The sequence below is a fragment of the Rathayibacter sp. VKM Ac-2835 genome, from assembly GCF_013266705.1.
Classification (GTDB): Bacteria; Actinomycetota; Actinomycetes; order Actinomycetales; family Microbacteriaceae; genus Rathayibacter.
The window spans coordinates 1,259,272-1,278,927 of sequence record NZ_JABSNQ010000002.1; the positions used below are offsets into that span (position 1 = coordinate 1,259,272).

Consider the following 19,656-nt stretch of genomic DNA (forward strand, 5'->3'; position numbering starts at 1 on the left):
GGGCTGCCAGGCCCGGAGACGCAGGAGGGGCGGACGGCTCGATGCCGTCCGCCCCTCCTGCGCGTGCTGCGCCGCCGCGTCAGACCGAGCGGAGCACCGCGACGATCTTGCCGAGGACCTCGGCCTCGTCGCCGAGGATAGGCTCGAAGTTGGAGTTGCGGGGGAGCAGCCAGGTGTGGCCGTCGCGCTGGCGCAGCACCTTGACGGTCGCCTCGCCGTCGAGCATCGCCGCCACGATCTCGCCGTTCTCCGCGGTGCGCTGCGAGCGGACGACGACCCAGTCGCCGTCGCAGATGGCCGCGTCGATCATCGACTCGCCGACCACCTTGAGCATGAAGAGCTCGCCCTTGCCGACCAGCTGGCGGGGGAGCGGGAAGACCTCGTCGATCTGCTGGTCCGCCATGATCGGCACGCCGGCCGCGATCCGGCCGACGAGCGGCACCATCGCCGCGTCGGCGACCGTCGCCGTCGACTCGAACGAGCCGTCGTCCTCGGTGGAGCTCGGCACGTCGATGAGGATCTCGAGCGCGCGGGGGCGGTTGGGGTCGCGGCGCAGGTAGCCGCTGAGCTCGAGCTGGTTGAGCTGGTGCGTGACGCTGGAGAGCGAGGCGAGCCCGACGGCGTCGCCGATCTCGCGCATGCTCGGCGGATAGCCGCGGCTGGACACCGAGCGCTGGATGGCGTCGAGGATCGCGAGCTGCTTCGCGCTGAGGTTCTTCCGGCGGCGGCCGGCCGCGGGCTTGGCCGCCGCCTTCGCCTTCGGCGCCGGAGTCGTCGTCCTGGCCGGCCTCGCTCCGGCCGTCTGCGCGTCGCTCACGATCGTCCCTCTCTCGGTGCGCACGCCGCGTGCGCGCCCTCTCCGCCCGAGTCGAGCACCGATGTCGGTGGTCGCTGCTGTACTGACTGCGGACTCTCGAAACTGTATCCGGCGGGGGTCCGCGTTCGAAACATTCGTTCGAGTGTGTCGCGCGATCCAGCAACGGATGCGGCGCGACCGGGTCTTGCCCGACGCGGTATTCGAAGATATATTCGGAACAGAGGTTCGGACCGGGTCCTCCCGGCCGAGGACCCGGCCCGAACCCCTGCTGAAAGGAGCGATCACCATGACCGCACAGCTCTCCACCACCGCGTTGCACCAGACTCCCGCACAGCACGTCACTGCTGCCGAGCAGCCCGGTGCGCGCACCCGGCTGCGCCTGACCCGTCGCGGCCGCGCCGTGCTCGCGACCCTCGGCGCCCTGCCGCTCGTCGCCGGAGCCTTCGTCTTCGGCCTCAACGGCGGCGGAGCCGTCGCCTCGGGCGAGAGCGCCGACATCGAGTTCCAGTACGTCACCGTCCGCGCCGGCGAGTCCCTCTGGTCCCTCGCGGAGGAGCTCGCGCCGCAGTCCGACCCGCGCGACGTCGTCTACGACATCCAGTCGCTCAACCAGCTGGCGAACGCCGGCCTCGAGCCCGGTCAGCGCCTCGCCATCCCCGCGCAGTACGAGATCGCGGGCTGATCGAGCGCGTCGAGCGCCCCGGTACCATTCCGGGGTGACGACTCTCGACGATCTCCCCCTCCGCGACGACCTGCGCGGTCAGCAGCCCTACGGCGCTCCGCAGGCCGTCGTCCCCGTGGCTCTCAACGTCAACGAGAACACCCACCCGGTCCCCGACGACGTCATCGCCGACATCGTCGAGCGGGTGTCCGTCGCCCTCCGGACGGTGAACCGCTACCCCGACCGCGAGTTCCGCGAGCTGCGCGACTCGCTGGCCGGCTACCTCGGCCACGGCCTGGCGGCCGACTCGATCTGGGCCGCCAACGGCTCGAACGAGGTCCTCCAGCACGTCCTGCAGGCCTTCGGCGGCCCTGGCCGCTCGCTGCTCGGGTTCTCGCCGACCTACTCGATGTACTCGATCCTCGCCTCCGGCAGCGGCACCCGCTGGATCAGCGTCGACCGCGAGGCCGACTTCCGCGTGTCCGCCGCCCACGCCGCCGACGCGGTGCGCCGGGAGCGCCCGGACATCGTCTTCCTCTGCGCCCCGAACAACCCCACCGGCACGCCGCTCGACCTCGAGACGATCGCCGCGGTGTACGACGCGACCGACGGCATCGTCGTCGTCGACGAGGCCTACGCGGAGTTCGCCGGTCGCGAGGCGCCGACCGCCCTCAGCCTGCTCGAGGGCCGCCCGCGCCTGCTCGTCTCCCGCACGATGAGCAAGGCCTTCGCCTTCGCCGGCGTCCGCCTCGGCTACCTCGCCGCCGACCCGGCCGTCGTCGACGCCCTCCGCCTGGTGCGCCTGCCGTACCACCTCTCCGCATTGACCCAGGCGGCCGCCACCGCGGCGCTCGCCCACGCCGACGAGATGCTCGCGATGGTGGGCGAGATCATCGTCCAGCGCGACCGGATGATCGACGGACTGCGCGAGCTCGGCTACACCCCGCACGAGACCGGCAGCAACTTCGTCCTCTTCGGCGGCGTCGCCGACCCCGGAGCGATGTTCGAGGCGCTCCTCGCCCGCGGCATCCTGATCCGCGACGTCGGGATCCCGCACCACCTGCGGGTGAGCGCGGGAACCGAGGCGGAGACCACCGCCTTCCTCGAGGCGGTCGCCGCGCTGCCCGCCCCTGAGGCGGACCCCGCGGTCGCCCTGGCCCGCGAGTAGCCGCTCGGAGGGGCGGCGGCACCCCGAATACACTGGAGACCATGACCTCCTCGAGCGCCGCTCCCGGGCGCACCGCCTCCCTCCGTCGTGCCACCAGCGAGTCGAGCATCGAGCTGTCGATCGACCTCGACGGCACCGGTGTCGCGGACCTCTCCACGGGCGTGCCCTTCTTCGACCACCTGCTGACGGCGTTCGCGAAGCACTCGCTGACCGACCTGACCGTCCGCGCGACCGGCGACATCGAGATCGACATCCACCACACCGCCGAGGACATCGGCATCGTGCTCGGCACCGCGATCAAGCAGGCGCTCGGCGACAAGGCCGGCATCTCCCGCTTCGGCGACGCCCTCGTGCCGCTCGACGAGGCGCTCGTCCAGGCGGTCGTCGACATCTCCGGCCGCCCCTACCTCGTGCACGGCGGCGAGCCCGAGGGCTTCGCGCTGCACCTGATCGGCGGCCACTTCACCGGATCGATGGTCCGCCACGTCTTCGAGGCGATCGCCTTCAACGCCGGCCTGACCGTGCACGTCACGGTGCTCGGCGGCCGCGACCCGCACCACATCGCCGAGGCCGAGTTCAAGGCGTTCGCCCGGGCGTTCCGCCAGGCCAAGGCCTTCGACCCGCTGGTCGCCGGAGTGCCCTCGACGAAGGGCGCCCTGTGACCGGCGCCCGGCCGTCCGTCGTCGTCTACGACTACGGCTCCGGCAACGTCCACTCGGCCGTCAAGGCGCTCGAGCTCGCGGGCGCCGACGTCGAGCTGACCTCGGACCGCACCCGCGCCCTCGAGGCCGACGGACTCCTCGTCCCGGGGGTCGGCGCCTTCAGCGCGGTGATGTCGGCACTGACGGCGGCGCGCGGCGGCGAGATCATCGAGAAGCGCCTCGCCGGCGGCCGCCCGGTGCTCGGGATCTGCGTGGGGATGCAGGTGCTCTTCGATCGCGGCGTCGAGCGCGGTGTCGAGAGCGAGGGCCTGGGGGAGTGGCCGGGGACGGTCGACCTGCTGCCCGCCGAGGTCGTGCCGCACATGGGCTGGAACACCGTCGACGTGCCGGCGGGCTCCCGCCTGTTCGACGGCATCGAGGACGAGCGCTTCTACTTCGTGCACTCCTACGGCGCCCGGGAGTGGACGCTGGACGTCATGCCCCCGTTCCCGCGTCCTGCGGTCACCTGGGCCGACCACGGCGGTCCGTTCATCGCGGCCGTCGAGAACGGGCCGCTCTCCGCGACGCAGTTCCACCCGGAGAAGTCCGGCGCCGCGGGCCTGCGGCTGCTCTCGAATTGGCTGGGCGGGCTCCGCACGAACTAGGATCGGCCGGTGGTCGGCGGCGCCCCAGGCGCCCCGGCCGCACCAGCTCCGAGACTGAGGATGACGATGAGCGAGTTCACCAAGGCCCCGGGCCTGGTCCTTCTCCCCGCGATCGACGTGGCCGGCGGCAAGGCCGTCCGCCTGACGCAGGGCGAGGCGGGCACCGAGACCAACTACGGCGACCCGATCGACGCGGCCGGCGACTGGGCCGAACAGGGCGCCGAGTGGATCCACCTCGTCGACCTCGACGCCGCCTTCGGCCGCGGCGACAACCACGGCATCATGAAGAAGGTCATCCGCCAGGTGAAGGGCGTCAACGTCGAGCTCTCCGGCGGCATCCGCGACGACCGCAGCCTCGAGTCGGCGCTGAACGCCGGTGCGAAGCGCATCAACCTCGGCACCGCCGCGCTGGAGAACCCGGAGTGGGCCGCCAGCGTCATCGCGCAGTACGGCGACCAGATCGCGGTCGGTCTCGACGTGCGCGGCACCACCCTCGCGGCCCGCGGCTGGACGAAGGAGGGCGGCGACCTCTGGCAGGTCCTCGAGCGCCTCGAGGAGGCCGGCTGCACCCGCTACGTCGTCACCGACGTGACGAAGGACGGCACCCTCAAGGGACCCAACCTCGAGCTGCTCGAGCAGGTCATGGCCCGCACGCACCGCCCCGTCATCGCCTCGGGCGGCATCTCGAACCTCGACGACATCGCGGCGCTGCGCGACCTCGTCCCGCAGGGCCTCGAGGGCGCGATCGTCGGTAAGGCGCTCTACGCCGGCGCCTTCACGCTCGCCGAGGCGCTCGACGTCGCCTCCGAGTGACCGGCTCGTCCTCGGGTGAGGGACGCGCGCTCCCCGCGCACCTGAGCGACTCGGCCGGCACCCCGTGGGCCGGCCGCCACTTCGAGCAGAGCGCGTCGACCGACGACGACGGCAGCGCACCCGAGGGCCTGGTCCGCGCGCTGCGCGCGTTCGGCGCGGGCGACGCGGGCCCGGAGGCGGTGGTCGACGCGCTGCGCGAGTCGCGCCTGCTCATCCCCCTGGTCGCGAAGCTCGGCGAGGAGGCCGAGGGCGTCGCGGGCCTGCGCGCCGACAAGTCGCAGGAGCTGTCGATCGTGACGGTCGCGGGTCCAGACGGCCGGACCGTGCTCCCGGTCTTCAGCGACGTCGAGGCGATGCGCCGCTGGGACCGGCTCGCACGTCCCGTCCCCGTCGACGGACGGCGGGCGGCGCTGGCCGCGGTGGCGGAGGAGACCGAGCTGATGGTCCTCGACCCCGCTTCGCCGCACGAGTTCGCCGTCCGCCGCCCCGCGCTCTGGGCGATCGCCGAGGGGTCGCCGTGGCGGCCGAGCCCGGCCGATCCGGAGGTCCTGGCCGCTCTGCGCGCCGGTGCCGCCGCGGAGGACGCCGTCGTCTCTCTCGACGTGCGGCCGGGCGATCCCGGTCAGCGGCTCACCGGTCCGGAGCTGGTCATCGTGCTGGAGCTGCAGCCCGGTCTCGATCGCGCGGCGCTCGGAGCGCTGGTCGCGCGGCTGGGCGAGCGCTGGGCCGCCGACGAGATCGTCGCCGCGAGGGTCGACTCGATGACCCTCCAGCTGGCGTCCGCTCCCGCCGCCTGAGCCGGCCCTCCGGGCTCAGGTGACCGGGCCGGTCCACTTCTCGCCCGGGCCCTTGCCGATCGGGTCGGCGATCGGCGAGGCCTCGCGGAAGGCGAGCTGCAGCGTCCGGAGCCCGTCGCGCAGGCTGCGCGCGTGCATGTCGCTGATGTCGGGCGCCCCAGCGGTGACGAGGCCGGCGAGGGCGTTGATCAGCTTGCGCGCCTCGTCGAGGTCGACCTGGGCGCCCGGCTCATCGGCGAGACCGCACTTCACGGCGGCGGCGCTCATCAGGTGCACCGCGGCGGTCGTGATGATCTCGACCGCAGGCACCTCGGCGATGTCGCGGGCGGCCTCCACATCGGAGGAGTCGTCGCCGAACCGTCGGGCGTAGTCGTCGTCGTGCTGAGCCATGGGTCCTTCGTTCGGTGGGACCGGCGCACGCGGGTGCCCCGAGGCGGTGCTGGAGCGGGGCGCCCGCGGTGGAGGGGGAGTGGCGGATGCCGCCTGCTGCCCTTCCGGCCGGAAGTCTGCTATGGTGATGCGGGCTCCGAGGCATGTCCTCGGTTCGAAAGTGGAGATTCTCCCACCCGCGCTTGACCGCTTCACTAGGTTACCGGGTCAGAAGCACTCCGCCTCCGGCAACGGGGGCAGGGCTGCGGTCCTCGAGACACGTCTCGGGGAGCGCGTCGAAGGGTGCAGCGCAGCGCGGTAGACGCGCTTCGCACAGGGAATCACCTCTCTCGGGATGCGCCGGACGAACACTCCGGCCGCAGAGCAGCAACTCACCGAGATCAGAGGAGAAACGCAATCAGCGATCCCCGTACCAACGACCGAATCCGCGTCCCCGAGGTCCGCCTCGTGGGTCCCGCCGGAGAACAGGTCGGCGTCGTGAAAATCGAGGTCGCCCTGCGACTCGCGCAGGACGCAGACCTGGATCTGGTCGAGGTTGCTCCCAACTCCAAGCCTCCCGTCGCCAAGATCATGGACTACGGGAAGTTCAAGTACGAGCAGGCCCAGAAGCTCAAGGAAGCCCGTCGCAACCAGGCGAACACGATCCTCAAGGAGGTCCGCTTCCGCCTGAAGATCGACAAGCACGACTACGAGACCAAGCGCAAGCGCGCCGAGGGCTTCCTGAAGGCCGGCGACAAGGTCAAGGCCATGATCCTGTTCCGCGGTCGCGAGCAGTCCCGCCCCGAGATGGGCGTGCGACTCCTGCAGCGCTTCGCGGAGGACGTGTCCGAGTTCGGCCAGGTCGAGTCCACCCCGACCATCGACGGTCGCAACATGGTGATGGTCATCGGCCCGCTGAAGAACAAGTCCGAGGCGAAGGCAGAGGCGAACGCCGTCCGCGCCGCTCGTCGCGAGGCCAACACCCCCGAAGAGGAAACGGCCGAGTCCGAATCCGTCTGATACTTCGCCGCCCCGTCCTCGGGGCCGGTGGACGCCCCGCTCGCGGGGCACCAGTTTCGCCCGCCGAGTGCGCGTGCGACGTCGACAAGGAGAGAACATGCCCAAGATGAAGACCCACTCGGGTGCCAAGAAGCGTTTCAAGGTCACGGGCTCCGGCAAGCTCATGAAGCAGCAGGCCGGTATGCGTCACAACCTGGAGTCGAAGTCCAGCGTCCGCACCCGTCGCCTGAACCAGGACCAGGTCCTCGCCCCGCAGGACGCCAAGGTCGCCAAGAAGCTTCTCGGCCTGTAGTCGACCACCACGGCAGCCCGCTGCCGTCGTAGTCCTCGACAACCGACCCGGATCGTAAGGAAGAAAGAGAAATGGCAAGAGTCAAGAGGGCGGTCAACGCCCACAAGAAGCGTCGCGTCATCCTCGAGCGCGCCAAGGGCTACCGCGGCCAGCGCTCGCGTCTGTACCGCAAGGCCAAGGAGCAGGTCACCCACTCCCTCGTCTACTCGTACCGCGACCGCCGCGCGAAGAAGGGCGAGTTCCGCCGCCTCTGGATCCAGCGCATCAACGCCGCGTCCCGCGCGAACGGCCTGACCTACAACCGCTTCATCCAGGGCCTCGCCCTGGCCGGCATCCAGGTCGACCGCCGCATCCTCGCCGACCTCGCGATCACCGAGCCGGCGACCTTCACCGCCCTCGTGGCGAGCGCGAAGGCCGCCCTGCCCGCCGACACCTCGGCCCCGAAGGCCGCGTAGTCCGCAGCACGTCTCCGAAGGGGGCCACGCCGAGAGGCGCGGCCCCCTTCGTCGTTCCCGCGGGTCCTCGTTCCCTCAGCTCGCCTTCCGGGCGGGCGACGTGTCGACCGGGCCCCGCGACGGAGCGCCGATAGGCTCGCCGCATGCTCGACAACCCCCGTTCTCCCCGTGTCCGCTCCGTCGCCAAGCTCACCCGGCGTCCGGCACGGCAGGAGTCGGGGCTCTTCCTCCTCGAGGGCCCGCAGGCCATGTCCGAGGCGCTCCGCTACCGTCCCGAGCTGCTGATGGAGTCGTTCGCGACCCCCACCGCGCTCGAGCGCCACCCCGAGATCGTCGCCGCGGCCGAGGAGGCCGAGGTCGAGATCGAGTACGTGACCGAGGACGTCCTCGACTCGATGGCCGACACCGTCACGCCGCAGGGCTTCGTGGCCGTCTGCCGGCAGTTCCCGACGTCGCTCAAGGACGTCGTCGCCTCCGAGCCGCGCCTCGTCGCCGTGCTGGAGGAGGTCCGCGACCCGGGCAACCTCGGCACGATCATCCGCGCGGCCGACGCCGCAGGCGCCGACGCCGTCGTGCTGACCGGCCGCTCCGTCGACCTCTACAACCCGAAGGTCGTCCGCTCCACCACGGGCTCGCTGTTCCACCTGCCCGTCGCGGTCGGCGCCGAACTGCCCGACGTGCTGCAGCGGCTGCGCTCCGCCGGGCTCAGGGCCGTCGCGGCCGATGTGAAGGGCGAGGGCCTGCTCGACGTGCGCGCCAGGGGCGACCTCGCGCAGCCCACGGTGTGGGTCTTCGGCAACGAGGCGCGCGGCCTCGAGGACGAGTCGCTCGAGCTGATGGACGGTGTCGTCGCCGTGCCGATCTACGGCGCCGCGGAGTCGCTCAACCTCGCCACCGCCGCCTCGGTCTGCCTCTACGAGAGCGCCTTCGCGCTCCGCTCCTGACGCATCCGCGCGTCAGCAGTCTGAGACGTTTCAGCCCCGGACTGAGAGAACACCACCTCGGCGTGGTGCGAGGCTGGGAGCGAGCCTGAGTTGTTGCGCTCCGGTTAAGAATCCGCTCATGATTTGACCCGCCCATGCCCGTGTGATTCTCTGACGGAATGGAAGCACCCTCCCAGGCCGGGCGATCGTCCGCTGCCGCCCGCGAGCCCCTCGTCGTCCTCGACGGGGTTCAGAAGCACTACGGCGAGTTCCAGGCGCTGAAGGACATCGATCTGACGATCAACCGCGGCGAGGTGGTCGTGGTCCTCGGTCCCTCCGGGTCGGGCAAGTCGACGCTCTGCCGCACGATCAACCGCCTGGAGACGATCTCCGGCGGCACGATCTCGATCGACGGTCAAACGCTGCCGGAGGAGGGCAAGGGGCTCGCCGCGCTGCGCGCCGACGTCGGCATGGTCTTCCAGTCGTTCAACCTCTTCGCGCACAAGACGATCCTCGAGAACGTCACGCTCGGGCCGATCAAGGTCCGCAAGCTCTCGCGGAAGGCGGCCGAGGCGGAGGCGCAGGCGCTGCTCGACCGCGTCGGCGTCGGGCACCAGGCGGGCAAGACGCCCGCCCAGCTCTCCGGCGGTCAGCAGCAGCGCGTGGCCATCGCCCGCGCCCTGGCGATGAAGCCGAAGGTGATGCTCTTCGACGAGCCGACCTCGGCACTCGACCCGGAGATGATCAACGAGGTCCTCGACGTCATGGTCGGACTCGCCGAGGAGGGCATGACGATGATCGTCGTCACCCACGAGATGGGCTTCGCCCGGAAGGCCGCCCACCGGGTCGTCTTCATGTCCGACGGCGAGATCCTCGAGGACACCGACCCCGAGTCGTTCTTCACCGCCCCGCGCACCGACCGGGCCAAGGACTTCCTCTCGAAGCTGATCACCCACTAGGTCCCCGGCGCCGCGGACGGACTCCGCCTCGGCCGCCGTTCGACAGGTCGTGCCCCGAACCGCGGGGAGCGACCCGACATCGCCCGCTCCAGCGGGCCACACCCCAGGAAGGACGATCATGCGCACCAAGCTCATGTTCATGACCGCGGGACTCGCCGCAGCGGCCCTCACCCTCGCCGGCTGCGCCGGTGACTCCGGGACCGGCACCGGCTCCGACTCCGGCTCCGAGGGGAGCGGAGCGGCCTACGAGGTCGCCACCGACGTCACCCTCGAGGGCAGCCCGACCTTCGACGCCATGTCGGCGGACGACACCGTCACCATCGGCGTCAAGGAGGACCAGCCCGGTCTGGGCTACCTCGACGCCGCGACCGGGGAGCGCTCCGGCTTCGACATCGAGATCGCCAAGTGGGTCGCCGCCTCCCTCGGCTTCTCCGAGGACCAGATCGAGTACCAGCCGATCCCCTCGGCCAACCGCGAGGCCTCGATCGTGAACGGCGACATCGACTACTACGTCGGCACCTACTCGATCACCGACAAGCGCAAGGAGCAGGTCGGCTTCGCCGGACCCTACTTCGAGACCGGGCAGCAGCTGCTCGTCGCCGCGGACAACGACACGATCACCGGGCCGGACGACCTCTCGGCCGACACCACCGTGTGCTCCGCGACCGGCTCGACCCCGATCCAGAACATCCGCACCAACTACCCCGAGGTCCCGACCGAGGAGTTCGACACCTACTCGCAGTGCGTCGACGCCCTGGCCGACGGCCAGGTCGACGCCGTCACCACCGACGGCGCGATCCTGATCGGCTACGCCGCCCAGCGCCCGGACGACCTCAAGGTCGTCGGCGAGCCCTTCAGCACCGAGCTCTACGGCATCGGCCTCGCGAAGGACGACACCGCCCTGCGCGGCTTCATCAACGAGATGCTGACCGACGGCGGTGACACCTGGAGCACGATCTACGACGAGACCCTCGGCCAGTCCGGCACCACGGTCGAGCAGCCCGCGGTCGACGCCTACTAGGCCGACACCCCTGAGGAGTCCCGGGGCGGCGCGTCGCGCACCGCCCCGGGACCTCTCCTGCTCCACGCCGAACCGGCGACCGCTCCCACCTCCCCGATGAAAGGGCACGCAGCATGGATGTTCTCCTGAACAACCTCGACGTGTTCGTCCCCGCGTTCGGCAACACCCTGCTGCTGTTCGCCGTGTCGCTCGTCTTCGCCCTCCTCCTCGGCACCGTGGTGGGAGCGATGCGCGTCTCGCCCGTCCCGATCGCCCGAGCGGTCGGCACCGTCTACGTCAACACCATCCGGAACACGCCGCTGACGCTGCTGATGTTCTTCTTCGCTTTCGGCTACCCCAAGCTCGACCTGCCGGACGTCGAGTACACGAACCTCGCGATCGCCGCCCTGAGCATCTACACCGCGACCTACGTCGCCGAGGTGCTCCGCTCCGGCATCAACACCGTGCCGATCGGCCAGGCCGAGGCGGCCCGCGCGATCGGCCTCGACTTCGGCCTCACGATGACCCAGGTGGTGCTGCCGCAGGCGTTCCGCTCGGTCATCCCGCCGCTGATGAGCGTGCTGATCGCCCTCCTCAAGAACACCACCGTCGCCGCCGGCTTCTCGGTCGCCGAGGCCGGGACGATCGTCCGCGTGCTCAACGAGCGCGGCGAGAACAGCCTCATCGTCGTGCTCTGGGTCGCCCTGGTCTTCGTGGTCCTCGTCACCGCGCTCTCCCTCCTCCAACGCCAGCTCGAGAAGAAGTGGAGGGTCGCCCGATGAGCTCCGTCCTCTTCGACAACCCCGGACCCCGCGCGGTCGCCCGCAACCGCGTCATCGGCGCCGTCGTCGTCCTCGTCCTCGTGGCGCTGCTGGCCTTCGTGCTCTGGCGCTTCGCCGAGTCCGGGCAGTTCTCGCCGGCCAAGTGGCGGGCGTTCGGCTACCCGCTGGTCTGGCAGAGCATCGGCGCGGCGCTCGGGCAGACGCTCGCCGCCTTCGCCACCGCGGGTGTCGCGAGCATCGTGCTCGGCCTGCTGCTGGCGATCGGCCGCCTCTCGGACCGTCGCTGGATCAACCTCCCGGTCACGCTCTTCATCGAGCTGTTCCGCGCGATCCCGGTCCTCATCCTGATGATGCTGATGTACTACGGGCTCCCGTTCGTCGGGCTCAAGCTGACGCCGTACCTCGCCGTGGTCATCGCGCTGACGCTCTACAACGGCTCCGTCTTCTCCGAGATCTTCCGCGCCGGCATCGAGGCCCTCCCGCGCGGCCAGAAGGAGGCGGGCTACGCCATCGGCCTGAGCAAGGCCGGCGTCATGCGCCTCATCCTCTTCCCGCAGGCGATCCGCTCGATGCTGCCCGTGATCATCGCCCAGCTCGTCGTCGCCCTCAAGGACACGGCGCTCGGCTCGATCATCACCTACAACGAGCTGCTCTACTACGCCCGCTACCTCGGCAACCAGCCGAGCCTGGACAGCCCGATCATCCCCGCGGCCATCGTGGTCGGCGCCATCTACATCGGCATCTGCCTGATCCTCTCCGGCATCGCCAAGTGGGTCGAGATCCGCACGAAGAACGGCGGCCGCAAGGGCACCGGCCACCCGGCGGCCCGCGCGACCACCGACACCGCCCTGCTCGCCGCGCAGGACTGAACCCGATTGTGGGAATCGCCTGCGGCGATCCCCACCGCGGTCGGCTGCCGAGGCGGTCGCGTCCCGCAGAGCGTCCCGCGTCCGGCTGGCGCGAATCGCTGTCACGCGATGCGGTGTCGATTCGTCGGCATCGCCCGCGGCGATGTCGACCGCAGTCGGCTCTCTGAGACGGTCGCGTTCCGCAGAGCGTCCTGCGTCCGCCTAGCGCGAATCGCTGGCACGCGATTCACACGTTCGCCTTGCGGGCGGTCGGCGATCTGCAGGGTTCCTGTTCGATATCCGTGCACATGCTGGTCGAGTAGCCCCGCAGGGGCGTATCGAGACCCACCGCTCCGCGAGGAGGACTGGCGGCCGCCGGCTCTGGCTCGGGCGGATCTCGATACGACCGCGCCGCGGGCTACTCGATCAGCATGGAGACCGGCCGGATCCGGGATCGGCCGCGCTGACGGGCACAGACGTCCGCCCGCCCGGGCGAGCGGGCCGCGCGAGGCATCCCTACACTGGGGGATCGTGTCTGACAGCAACCCGATCACCGACGAGGCCGTCTCGGCGGCGACCGCGGAGGCGCTCACCGCGATCCGCGCGGCCGCCGATTCCGCCGCTCTGAAGGCGGCCCGCACCGCCCACCTCGGCGAGGGCTCGGCCCTCGCCCGATTGAACGCGCTGATGCGCTCCGTGCCCCCGGAGTTCAAGGCGGCGTCCGGCAAGCTCGTGGGCGGCGCCCGCAAGGAGGTCGGCGACGCGTACGCCGAGCGCGAGGCGGAGCTCGTCGAGGCCGAGCAGGCCGCGGCGCTCGACGCCGAGCGCGTCGACGTCACCGCCGGCGCCAGCTTCGTGCGCCAGGGCGCCCGCCACCCCCTCTCGCTCCTGCAGGAGTCGATCGCCGACGTGTTCGTCGGCATGGGCTGGGAGATCGCGGAGGGACCCGAGCTCGAGAACGAGTGGTTCAACTTCGACGCCCTCAACTTCGACGAGGACCACCCGGCCCGCGCGATGCAGGACACCTTCTTCGTCGATCCGGTCGAATCGCACCTCGTGCTGCGCACCCACACCTCGCCGGTGCAGATCCGCTCGATGCTCGAGCGCACCCCGCCGATCTACGTGATCGCGCCCGGCCGCGTCTACCGCACCGACGAGCTCGACGCCACGCACACCCCCGTCTTCACGCAGTTCGAGGGCCTCGCCGTCGATCGCGGTCTGACGATGGCGCACCTGCGCGGCACCCTCGAGCACGTCGCCCGTCTCCTGTTCGGCGACGAGGCGAAGATCCGCCTGCGCCCCAACTACTTCCCCTTCACCGAGCCGAGCGCCGAGCTCGACATCTGGCACCCCACCTTCGTCGGCGGTGCCCGCTGGATCGAGTGGGGCGGCTGCGGGATGGTGAACCCGAACGTCCTGCGCTCCGTCGGCATCGACCCGGACGAGTACTCCGGCTTCGCGTTCGGGATGGGGATCGAGCGGACCCTGATGTTCCGCAACGACGTGAAGGACATGCGCGACATGGTCGAGGGCGACGTCCGCTTCAGCAAGCAGTACGGGATGGTGATCTGATGCGCATCCCGCTGAGCTGGCTGGGCGAGTACGTCGACCTCGAGCAGGGCGTCACGACCGAGGCCGTGCACGCGGCGCTCGTGTCGGTCGGCCTGGAGGAGGAGGACGTCCACCGTTTCGACGTCTCCGGCCCCGTCGTGGTCGGCGAGGTCCTCGACCTCTTCCCCGAGCCGCAGAAGAACGGCAAGACCATCAACTGGTGCACCGTCCGCGTCGCGCCCGAGGGGGAGCGCGCGGCCGACGGCGGCGACGACGTCCGCGGCATCGTCTGCGGTGCGCACAACTTCGCGGCCGGCGACAAGGTGGTGGTCTCGCTGCCCGGAGCCGTGCTGCCCGGGCCGTTCCCGATCTCGGCGCGGAAGACCTACGGGCACGTCTCCGACGGGATGATCGCGTCCACCCGCGAGCTCGGCCTCGGCGACGACCACGAGGGCATCCTCCGCCTGGCGAGCCTCGGCATCGACCCCGAGGTCGGCACCGACGCGATCGCGCTCCTCGGGCTCGACGACGCCGCGGTCGAGGTCAATGTGACCCCGGATCGCGGCTACGCCTTCTCGATCCGCGGCATCGCCCGCGAGTACGCCCACGCGACCGGCGCCGCCTTCCGCGACCCCGCGCTCGCGATCACCGCGCCCGAGCGGCTCGAGTCCGCGCCCGTCTTCCCCGTCGCGGTCGAGGACGAGGCTCCGATCCGCGGCCGCGTCGGCTCGTCCGTCTTCGTCACCCGCGTCGTCCGCGGCATCGATCCCTCGCTGCCGACCCCGCCGTGGATGATCGCGCGACTGCGCCTGGCCGGCGTGCGCTCGATCTCGCTGGTCGTCGACATCACCAACTACGTCATGTTCGAGCTCGGGCAGCCGCTGCACGGCTACGACCTCGAGCGCCTGGAGGGCGGCATCGTCGTCCGCCGGGCCCGCGCCGGCGAGACGCTCGAGACGCTCGACGGCCAGACCCGCCGCCTGCACCACGAGGACCTCCTGATCACGGACGACGGCGGTCCGATCGGGCTCGCCGGCGTGATGGGCGGCGCCCGCACCGAGATCACCGACACGACCGCCGACGTGCTGATCGAGGCCGCGAACTTCGACCCGGTGTCGATCGCGCGCACGGCCCGCCGGCACAAGCTGCCGAGCGAGGCGTCGCGCCGCTTCGAGCGCGGCGTGGACCCGCTGGTCGCGCCGGTCGCCGCCGCGCGCGCGGTGCAGCTGCTGGTCGAGCTCGCGGGCGGCACCGCGGACGAGCTCGGCTCGGTGCTCGCCGACGCGGGCGCGGCTGAGGCGATCGAGCTGCCCGACGGCTACATCTCCGGCCTGATCGGCCTCGAGTACACGCCCGAGGAGATCCGCGGCGCCCTGGTCGAGATCGGCGCGAGCGTCGAGGCCGGGGGAGCGGGCCTGCTCGTCACTCCGCCGAGCTGGCGGCCCGACCTGACCGACCGCTCCACCCTCGCGGAGGAGGTCGCCCGGATCACCGGCTACGACCGCATCCCGTCGATCCTCCCCGTGGCGCCTCCCGGCCGCGGCCTCACGCCCGGGCAGCGCCTGCGCCGCACGGTCGCGCAGTCGCTCGCGGCCGCCGGGCTCACCGAGGTGCTGTCCTACCCGTTCCTCTCCCGCTCGATCAACGACCGCTTCGGCTCCGTCGACGGCGATCCGGTGCAGCAGGTGTCGCTGGCGAACCCGCTGGACGCGACCGCGGGGCAGCTGCGGCTCTCTCTCCTGCCCGGACTCGTGCAGGTCGCGGCGCGCAACCGCTCGCGCGGCCTCGTCGACCTGGCCGTCTACGAGATGGGCTCGGTCTTCCTGCCGCAGGGCGACCGCCCGTTCGGCTCCGCGGGCCTGCCCCTCGCCGGCGCGCGTCCGTCCGCGGAGGTCGAGGCGGCGCTGAACGCGGGGATCCCGCGCCAGCCGCTGCACGTCGCCGCGCTGCTGACGGGCTCGGCCCTCGAGCGCCAGCCCGGCGTCGCCGCGCGTGACTTCGACTGGCGCGACGCACTCGACGTCGTGCGCGATGTCGCGGCCGCCTCGGGCGTCGAGCTGCAGATCCGCCAGGGCTCGCACGCCGCCCTGCACCCGGGACGCACGGCCGAGGTGCTGCTCGACGGCGCCGTGGTTGGCCACGCCGGTGAGCTGCTCCCGTCGCTCGCCGACGACCTCGACCTGCCGCACCGCGTGGCGGTGGTCGAGCTCGACCTCGATCCGCTGATCGCCCGCGCCGGCCGCCTCGTCGTCGCGCGCCCGGTCGGCGCGCTCCCCGCGGCGACCCAGGACCTCTCGCTGGTCGTCCCCGCGGTCGTCCCGGCGGCCGACCTGCAGGCCGCCGTGGCGGAGGGAGCCGGCGAGCTGCTCGAGGCGATCCGCCTGGTCGACGACTACCGCGGCGCGGGCGTCCCCGAGGGCTCGAAGTCGCTCACCTTCGCGCTGCGCTTCCGCGCCGCCGACCGCACCCTGACCGCCGCCGAGGCCAGCTCGGCGAAGGAGAGCGGCACCGCGCTCGCCGCCGAGCGCTTCGGCGCGTCGCCGCGCGAGTGAGCGGACGGCCGCCGGTTCCGGCCGGCGGCCGCCCGTCGCGATCGGGCGAGGGCGGGTCCCGCCAGCGACTAGGCTCTCGGGCATGACTTTTTCCGTGGCGGTGGCCGGAGCGAGCGGGTACGCGGGCGGCGAGCTGCTCCGCCTGCTCGCCGATCACCCCGAGTTCGAGGTGCGCACGGTCACGGCGCACTCGAACGCCGGCCAGCCCCTCGCCGCGGTGCAGCCGCACCTGCGCTCGCTGCGCCGACTCGAGCTCGTCGACACGACGACCGAGAACCTGGCGGGCCACGACGTCGTCTTCCTCGCCCTGCCGCACGGCAAGTCCGGCGAGATCACCGCGACGCTCCCCGATGACGTCCTCGTCGTCGACTGCGGCGCCGACCACCGGCTGACGGACGAGCAGGACTGGGCGGAGTACTACGGCGGCGACTTCGCCGGCGCCTGGCCCTACGGCCTGCCCGAGCTGATGCTGGCCGGCTCCGGCCGGCAGCGCGACGTGCTGGCGGGGGTCCGCCGCATCGCCGTGCCGGGCTGCAACGTCACCGCCATCACGCTCGGCCTCGCGCCGGGCCTGCACGCCGGCGTGATCGAGGCCGCCGACCTCGTCTCCGTCCTCGCGGTCGGCCCGTCCGGTGCCGGCAAGAGCCTGCGCACCGACCTGCTGGCGAGCGAGCTGCTCGGCTCCGCCCACGCCTACGGCATCGGCGGCGGGCACCGCCACAACCCGGAGATCCGGCAGAACCTCGCGCTCGCCGGTGCCGGCCCCGTCTCGATCTCGTTCACGCCGATCCTGGTGCCGATGTCGCGCGGCATCCTCGCGACCGCGACCGCGCGCCTCGCACCGGGGGTCTCCGCGCGAGACGTGCGCGAGGCCTGGGAGTCGGCCTACGCCGACGAGCCCTTCGTCCAGCTGCTGCCGGAGGGGGCCTTCCCGCGCACCGCGGACACCGTCGGCGCCAACACCGCGCTGATCGGCCTCGCCGTGGACGAGCGCGCCGGCCGCGTCGTCGTGATCACCGCCCTCGACAACCTCGTCAAGGGCACCGCCGGCGCCGCGATCCAGTCGACCAACATCGCCCTGGGCCTCCCCGAGACCCTCGGCCTGAGCACGAACGGAGTGGCGCCGTGAGCATCACCGCCGCAGCCGGATTCGCCGCGGCCGGGGTCGTCGCCGGCCTGAAGTCGACCGGCGCCCGCGACCTCGCCCTCGTGCACAACCTCGGTCCGCTGCAGAACGCGGCGACGGTCTTCACCAGCAACCGGTGCAAGGCGAATCCGGTGCTCTGGAGCGAGCAGGTGATGCGCGACGGCGTCGTCTCGGCGATCGTGCTCAACTCCGGCGGGGCCAACTGCTACACAGGTGCCGCGGGCTTCCAGGTCACCCACGGCACGGCCGAGGCCGTGGCCGGGAGCCTGGGCGTCTCCGCGGGCGACGTGCTGGTCTGCTCCACCGGCCTCATCGGCGACCAGCTCGACCTCGGCAAGCTCACGGCCGGGGTGACCGAGGCGTCGGCCGCGCTCCCCGGCGCGACCGGCCCCGAGGCCGGCGAGGCGGCGGCCCGCGCGATCATGACGACCGACACCGTGCCGAAGCAGGCGAGCGTCCGCTCCGAGCAGGGCTGGACCGTCGGCGGAATGGCCAAGGGCGCCGGGATGCTCGCGCCGGGGCTCGCGACGATGCTCGTCGTGATCACGACCGATGCGGTCCTCGACTCCGCCGAGCTCGACACCGCGCTCCGCGCGGCGACCCGGGTCACCTTCGACCGCCTCGACTCCGACGGCTGCATGTCGACGAACGACACCGTCGCGCTGCTCGCCAGTGGCGCGAGCGGTGCGACTCCCGAGCACGCCGACTTCACCGCCGCGCTCACCGACGTCTGCCGCGATCTCACGCTCCAGCTCCAGGCCGACGCCGAGGGGGCCGCGCACGACGTGGCGATCCGCGTGCTGAACGCCGCGACCGAGGACGAGGCCGTCGTCGTCGCCCGCGCGGTCTCGCGGAGCAACCTCTTCAAGGCCGCGATCTTCGGCAACGACCCGAACTGGGGCCGGGTGCTGGCCGCGGTCGGCACCACCGACGCGCAGTTCGATCCCTACGGGATCGATGTCGCGATGAACGGCGTGCAGGTCTGCCGGGCCGGCGAACCCGACGAGAGCCGCGACCTGGTCGACCTCGCCCCGCGCAAGGTCTCGGTCGACATCGATCTGCACGCCGGGGACGCCACGGCGACGATCTGGACCAACGACCTCACCCACGACTACGTCCACGAGAACTCGGCGTACTCCAGCTGATGAGCGCCGAGAACCCGGTGAGCACCGACGATCCGACCGAGGCCGAGACCCTCGCGCTGCGCGACGCCGTGGCCGTCAAGGCCGGCACCCTGATCGAATCGCTGCCCTGGCTGCAGCGGTTCCACGGCAGGACGATGGTGATCAAGTTCGGCGGCAACGCCATGGTGTCGGAGGAGCTCCAGCGCGCCTTCGCGCAGGACATCGTCTACCTGCACTACGCCGGCATCCGTCCGGTCGTCGTGCACGGCGGCGGCCCGCAGATCTCGGCGATGCTCGACCGGCTCGGCATCGCCAGCGAGTTCCGCGGCGGCTACCGGGTGACCAGTCCCGAGGCGATGGACGTCGTGCGGATGGTGCTCACCGGCAGCATCAGCCGCGACATCGTCCGGCGGATCAACGAGTACGGGCCGCTGGCCGCCGGGATCTCCGGTGAGGACGCCGGGCTCTTCGTCGGCCGTCGTCGCGGCGTCGTGTTGGACGGGGTCGAGCACGACCTGGGCCTCGTCGGCGACGTGATCTCCGTCGATCCCGCCGCCGTCCTCGCCCAGCTCGACGCCGGCCGGATCCCGGTCGTCTCCTCGATCGCGCCCGACTCCGACGACCCGACGCAGTCGCTGAACGTGAACGCCGACGCCGCCGCGGCAGCGCTCGCCGTCGCCGTCGGCGCCGAGAAGCTCGTGATCCTCACCGACGTCCCCGGGCTGTACGCCGACTGGCCCGACCGCGACTCCCTCGTGTCGCACATCGCCTCCGACGAGCTCGCGGCCCTGCTGCCCTCGCTCGAGTCGGGGATGATCCCCAAGATGACGGCGTGCCTCGACGCGGTGCTCGGCGGGGTGCCGAAGGCCGCGATCATCGACGGCCGCGTCCCGCACTCGATGCTGCTCGAGGTCTTCACCTCCGAGGGCGTCGGCACCGAGGTCGTCGCCTCAGCCGATCCTCGCGACCGGGAGCGAACGTCGGGCCGCTGACCACCAGCGGCCCCGGCTCCGAGCGCCACCCCGACCGGGTGCGCGCACCGACGGCCCTCCCGGCCGGACCGCTTCTGCTC

The 19,656-nt window shown here is 71.8% G+C and carries 21 protein-coding genes; 19 read left to right on the plus strand and 2 right to left on the minus strand.

The window, feature by feature from the left end:
- Window positions 1-79 precede the first annotated feature (79 nt).
- Window positions 80-817, minus strand: coding sequence for a transcriptional repressor LexA (gene lexA / locus HRK28_RS13610; RefSeq protein ID WP_173251929.1), 738 nt, complete (start codon window positions 815-817; stop codon window positions 80-82).
- A gap of 286 nt (window positions 818-1,103) precedes the next feature.
- Here lexA and HRK28_RS13615 point away from each other — a divergent pair, with 286 nt between their 5' ends.
- The 6 genes from HRK28_RS13615 (at window position 1,104) to HRK28_RS13640 (ending at window position 5,562) form a co-directional block, all read left to right on the plus strand.
- Complete coding sequence (locus HRK28_RS13615) at window positions 1,104-1,499, plus strand: LysM peptidoglycan-binding domain-containing protein (RefSeq protein ID WP_160090243.1); 396 nt, start codon at window positions 1,104-1,106, stop codon at window positions 1,497-1,499.
- 34 nt (window positions 1,500-1,533) lie between these two features.
- Window positions 1,534-2,646, plus strand: a complete 1,113-nt coding sequence (locus HRK28_RS13620; RefSeq protein ID WP_173251930.1) for a histidinol-phosphate transaminase — start codon at window positions 1,534-1,536, stop codon at window positions 2,644-2,646.
- Window positions 2,647-2,687: 41 nt separating this feature from the next.
- A complete protein-coding gene (gene hisB / locus HRK28_RS13625) occupies window positions 2,688-3,308 on the plus strand; it encodes an imidazoleglycerol-phosphate dehydratase HisB (RefSeq protein WP_123444522.1) in 621 nt (206 codons plus the stop codon).
- Complete coding sequence (gene hisH, locus HRK28_RS13630; RefSeq protein ID WP_173251931.1) at window positions 3,305-3,952, plus strand: imidazole glycerol phosphate synthase subunit HisH; 648 nt, start codon at window positions 3,305-3,307, stop codon at window positions 3,950-3,952. The genes hisB and hisH overlap by 4 nt, the downstream gene beginning before the upstream one ends.
- A 66-nt stretch (window positions 3,953-4,018) precedes the next feature.
- Window positions 4,019-4,765 (plus strand): bifunctional 1-(5-phosphoribosyl)-5-((5-phosphoribosylamino)methylideneamino)imidazole-4-carboxamide isomerase/phosphoribosylanthranilate isomerase PriA, encoded by a 747-nt coding sequence (priA, locus tag HRK28_RS13635; RefSeq protein ID WP_173251932.1) that lies wholly within the window; start codon window positions 4,019-4,021, stop codon window positions 4,763-4,765.
- Window positions 4,762-5,562: an SseB family protein gene (locus tag HRK28_RS13640; protein ID WP_167306050.1), complete on the plus strand. Its 801-nt coding sequence runs from the start codon at window positions 4,762-4,764 to the stop codon at window positions 5,560-5,562. The genes priA and HRK28_RS13640 overlap by 4 nt, the downstream gene beginning before the upstream one ends.
- A gap of 15 nt (window positions 5,563-5,577) precedes the next feature.
- Here HRK28_RS13640 and HRK28_RS13645 read toward each other — a convergent pair whose 3' ends face one another.
- Window positions 5,578-5,952, minus strand: a complete 375-nt coding sequence (locus tag HRK28_RS13645; RefSeq protein WP_133963637.1) for a DUF1844 domain-containing protein — start codon at window positions 5,950-5,952, stop codon at window positions 5,578-5,580.
- A gap of 396 nt (window positions 5,953-6,348) precedes the next feature.
- Here HRK28_RS13645 and infC point away from each other — a divergent pair, with 396 nt between their 5' ends.
- The 13 genes from infC to argB all read left to right on the plus strand — a co-directional run bounded on the left by infC (window position 6,349) and on the right by argB (window position 19,576).
- Window positions 6,349-6,951 (plus strand): translation initiation factor IF-3, encoded by a 603-nt coding sequence (gene infC, locus HRK28_RS13650; RefSeq protein WP_160091379.1) that lies wholly within the window; start codon window positions 6,349-6,351, stop codon window positions 6,949-6,951.
- A 97-nt stretch (window positions 6,952-7,048) separates the two neighbouring features.
- Window positions 7,049-7,243, plus strand: a complete 195-nt coding sequence (gene rpmI, locus HRK28_RS13655; RefSeq protein ID WP_056042364.1) for a 50S ribosomal protein L35 — start codon at window positions 7,049-7,051, stop codon at window positions 7,241-7,243.
- A 71-nt stretch (window positions 7,244-7,314) separates the two neighbouring features.
- Window positions 7,315-7,698 (plus strand): 50S ribosomal protein L20, encoded by a 384-nt coding sequence (gene rplT / locus HRK28_RS13660; RefSeq protein WP_123444519.1) that lies wholly within the window; start codon window positions 7,315-7,317, stop codon window positions 7,696-7,698.
- Window positions 7,699-7,841: 143 nt separating this feature from the next.
- Window positions 7,842-8,642: an RNA methyltransferase gene (locus tag HRK28_RS13665; protein ID WP_123444518.1), complete on the plus strand. Its 801-nt coding sequence runs from the start codon at window positions 7,842-7,844 to the stop codon at window positions 8,640-8,642.
- Between the two features lie 158 nt (window positions 8,643-8,800).
- Window positions 8,801-9,580 (plus strand): amino acid ABC transporter ATP-binding protein, encoded by a 780-nt coding sequence (locus HRK28_RS13670; protein WP_123444517.1) that lies wholly within the window; start codon window positions 8,801-8,803, stop codon window positions 9,578-9,580.
- 118 nt (window positions 9,581-9,698) lie between these two features.
- Complete coding sequence (locus HRK28_RS13675) at window positions 9,699-10,601, plus strand: glutamate ABC transporter substrate-binding protein (protein WP_173251933.1); 903 nt, start codon at window positions 9,699-9,701, stop codon at window positions 10,599-10,601.
- Window positions 10,602-10,714: 113 nt separating this feature from the next.
- Complete coding sequence (locus HRK28_RS13680) at window positions 10,715-11,362, plus strand: amino acid ABC transporter permease (protein ID WP_173251934.1); 648 nt, start codon at window positions 10,715-10,717, stop codon at window positions 11,360-11,362.
- On the plus strand, window positions 11,359-12,231 hold the full coding sequence (locus tag HRK28_RS13685) for an amino acid ABC transporter permease (protein WP_173251935.1): 873 nt from the start codon (window positions 11,359-11,361) through the stop codon (window positions 12,229-12,231). The genes HRK28_RS13680 and HRK28_RS13685 overlap by 4 nt, the downstream gene beginning before the upstream one ends.
- Window positions 12,232-12,741: 510 nt before the next feature.
- Window positions 12,742-13,782: a phenylalanine--tRNA ligase subunit alpha gene (gene pheS, locus HRK28_RS13690; protein ID WP_173251936.1), complete on the plus strand. Its 1,041-nt coding sequence runs from the start codon at window positions 12,742-12,744 to the stop codon at window positions 13,780-13,782.
- On the plus strand, window positions 13,782-16,313 hold the full coding sequence (gene pheT, locus HRK28_RS13695) for a phenylalanine--tRNA ligase subunit beta (protein ID WP_173251937.1): 2,532 nt from the start codon (window positions 13,782-13,784) through the stop codon (window positions 16,311-16,313). The genes pheS and pheT overlap by 1 nt, the downstream gene beginning before the upstream one ends.
- Before the next feature lie 82 nt (window positions 16,314-16,395).
- Window positions 16,396-17,442, plus strand: a complete 1,047-nt coding sequence (gene argC, locus HRK28_RS13700; RefSeq protein ID WP_173251938.1) for an N-acetyl-gamma-glutamyl-phosphate reductase — start codon at window positions 16,396-16,398, stop codon at window positions 17,440-17,442.
- Entirely contained in the window at window positions 17,439-18,605 is a 1,167-nt protein-coding gene (gene argJ / locus HRK28_RS13705) for a bifunctional glutamate N-acetyltransferase/amino-acid acetyltransferase ArgJ (RefSeq protein WP_160090220.1), read from the plus strand. The genes argC and argJ overlap by 4 nt, the downstream gene beginning before the upstream one ends.
- The gene (gene argB / locus HRK28_RS13710) at window positions 18,605-19,576 is read left to right on the plus strand and encodes an acetylglutamate kinase (RefSeq protein ID WP_173251939.1); all 972 of its coding nucleotides are present in this window, start codon (window positions 18,605-18,607) and stop codon (window positions 19,574-19,576) included. Before argJ ends, argB begins: the two co-directional genes overlap by 1 nt.
- The last annotated feature ends 80 nt before the right edge of the window (window positions 19,577-19,656 follow it).

What these genes read in the sequence shown, in the direction of transcription:
- rplT (WP_123444519.1), top strand. Translation starts at nt 7,315, where the DNA reads ATGGCAAGAGTCAAGAGGGCGGTCAACGCCCACAAGAAGCGTCGCGTC.
- hisB (WP_123444522.1), top strand. Translation starts at nt 2,688, where the DNA reads ATGACCTCCTCGAGCGCCGCTCCCGGGCGCACCGCCTCCCTCCGTCGT.
- HRK28_RS13685 (WP_173251935.1), top strand. Translation starts at nt 11,359, where the DNA reads ATGAGCTCCGTCCTCTTCGACAACCCCGGACCCCGCGCGGTCGCCCGC.
- pheT (WP_173251937.1), top strand. Translation starts at nt 13,782, where the DNA reads ATGCGCATCCCGCTGAGCTGGCTGGGCGAGTACGTCGACCTCGAGCAG.
- HRK28_RS13615 (WP_160090243.1), top strand. Translation starts at nt 1,104, where the DNA reads ATGACCGCACAGCTCTCCACCACCGCGTTGCACCAGACTCCCGCACAG.
- argC (WP_173251938.1), top strand. Translation starts at nt 16,396, where the DNA reads ATGACTTTTTCCGTGGCGGTGGCCGGAGCGAGCGGGTACGCGGGCGGC.
- rpmI (WP_056042364.1), top strand. Translation starts at nt 7,049, where the DNA reads ATGCCCAAGATGAAGACCCACTCGGGTGCCAAGAAGCGTTTCAAGGTC.
- HRK28_RS13675 (WP_173251933.1), top strand. Translation starts at nt 9,699, where the DNA reads ATGCGCACCAAGCTCATGTTCATGACCGCGGGACTCGCCGCAGCGGCC.
- priA (WP_173251932.1), top strand. Translation starts at nt 4,019, where the DNA reads ATGAGCGAGTTCACCAAGGCCCCGGGCCTGGTCCTTCTCCCCGCGATC.
- HRK28_RS13670 (WP_123444517.1), top strand. Translation starts at nt 8,801, where the DNA reads ATGGAAGCACCCTCCCAGGCCGGGCGATCGTCCGCTGCCGCCCGCGAG.
- HRK28_RS13645 (WP_133963637.1), bottom strand. Translation starts at nt 5,952, where the DNA reads ATGGCTCAGCACGACGACGACTACGCCCGACGGTTCGGCGACGACTCC.
- HRK28_RS13680 (WP_173251934.1), top strand. Translation starts at nt 10,715, where the DNA reads ATGGATGTTCTCCTGAACAACCTCGACGTGTTCGTCCCCGCGTTCGGC.
- argB (WP_173251939.1), top strand. Translation starts at nt 18,605, where the DNA reads ATGAGCGCCGAGAACCCGGTGAGCACCGACGATCCGACCGAGGCCGAG.
- HRK28_RS13665 (WP_123444518.1), top strand. Translation starts at nt 7,842, where the DNA reads ATGCTCGACAACCCCCGTTCTCCCCGTGTCCGCTCCGTCGCCAAGCTC.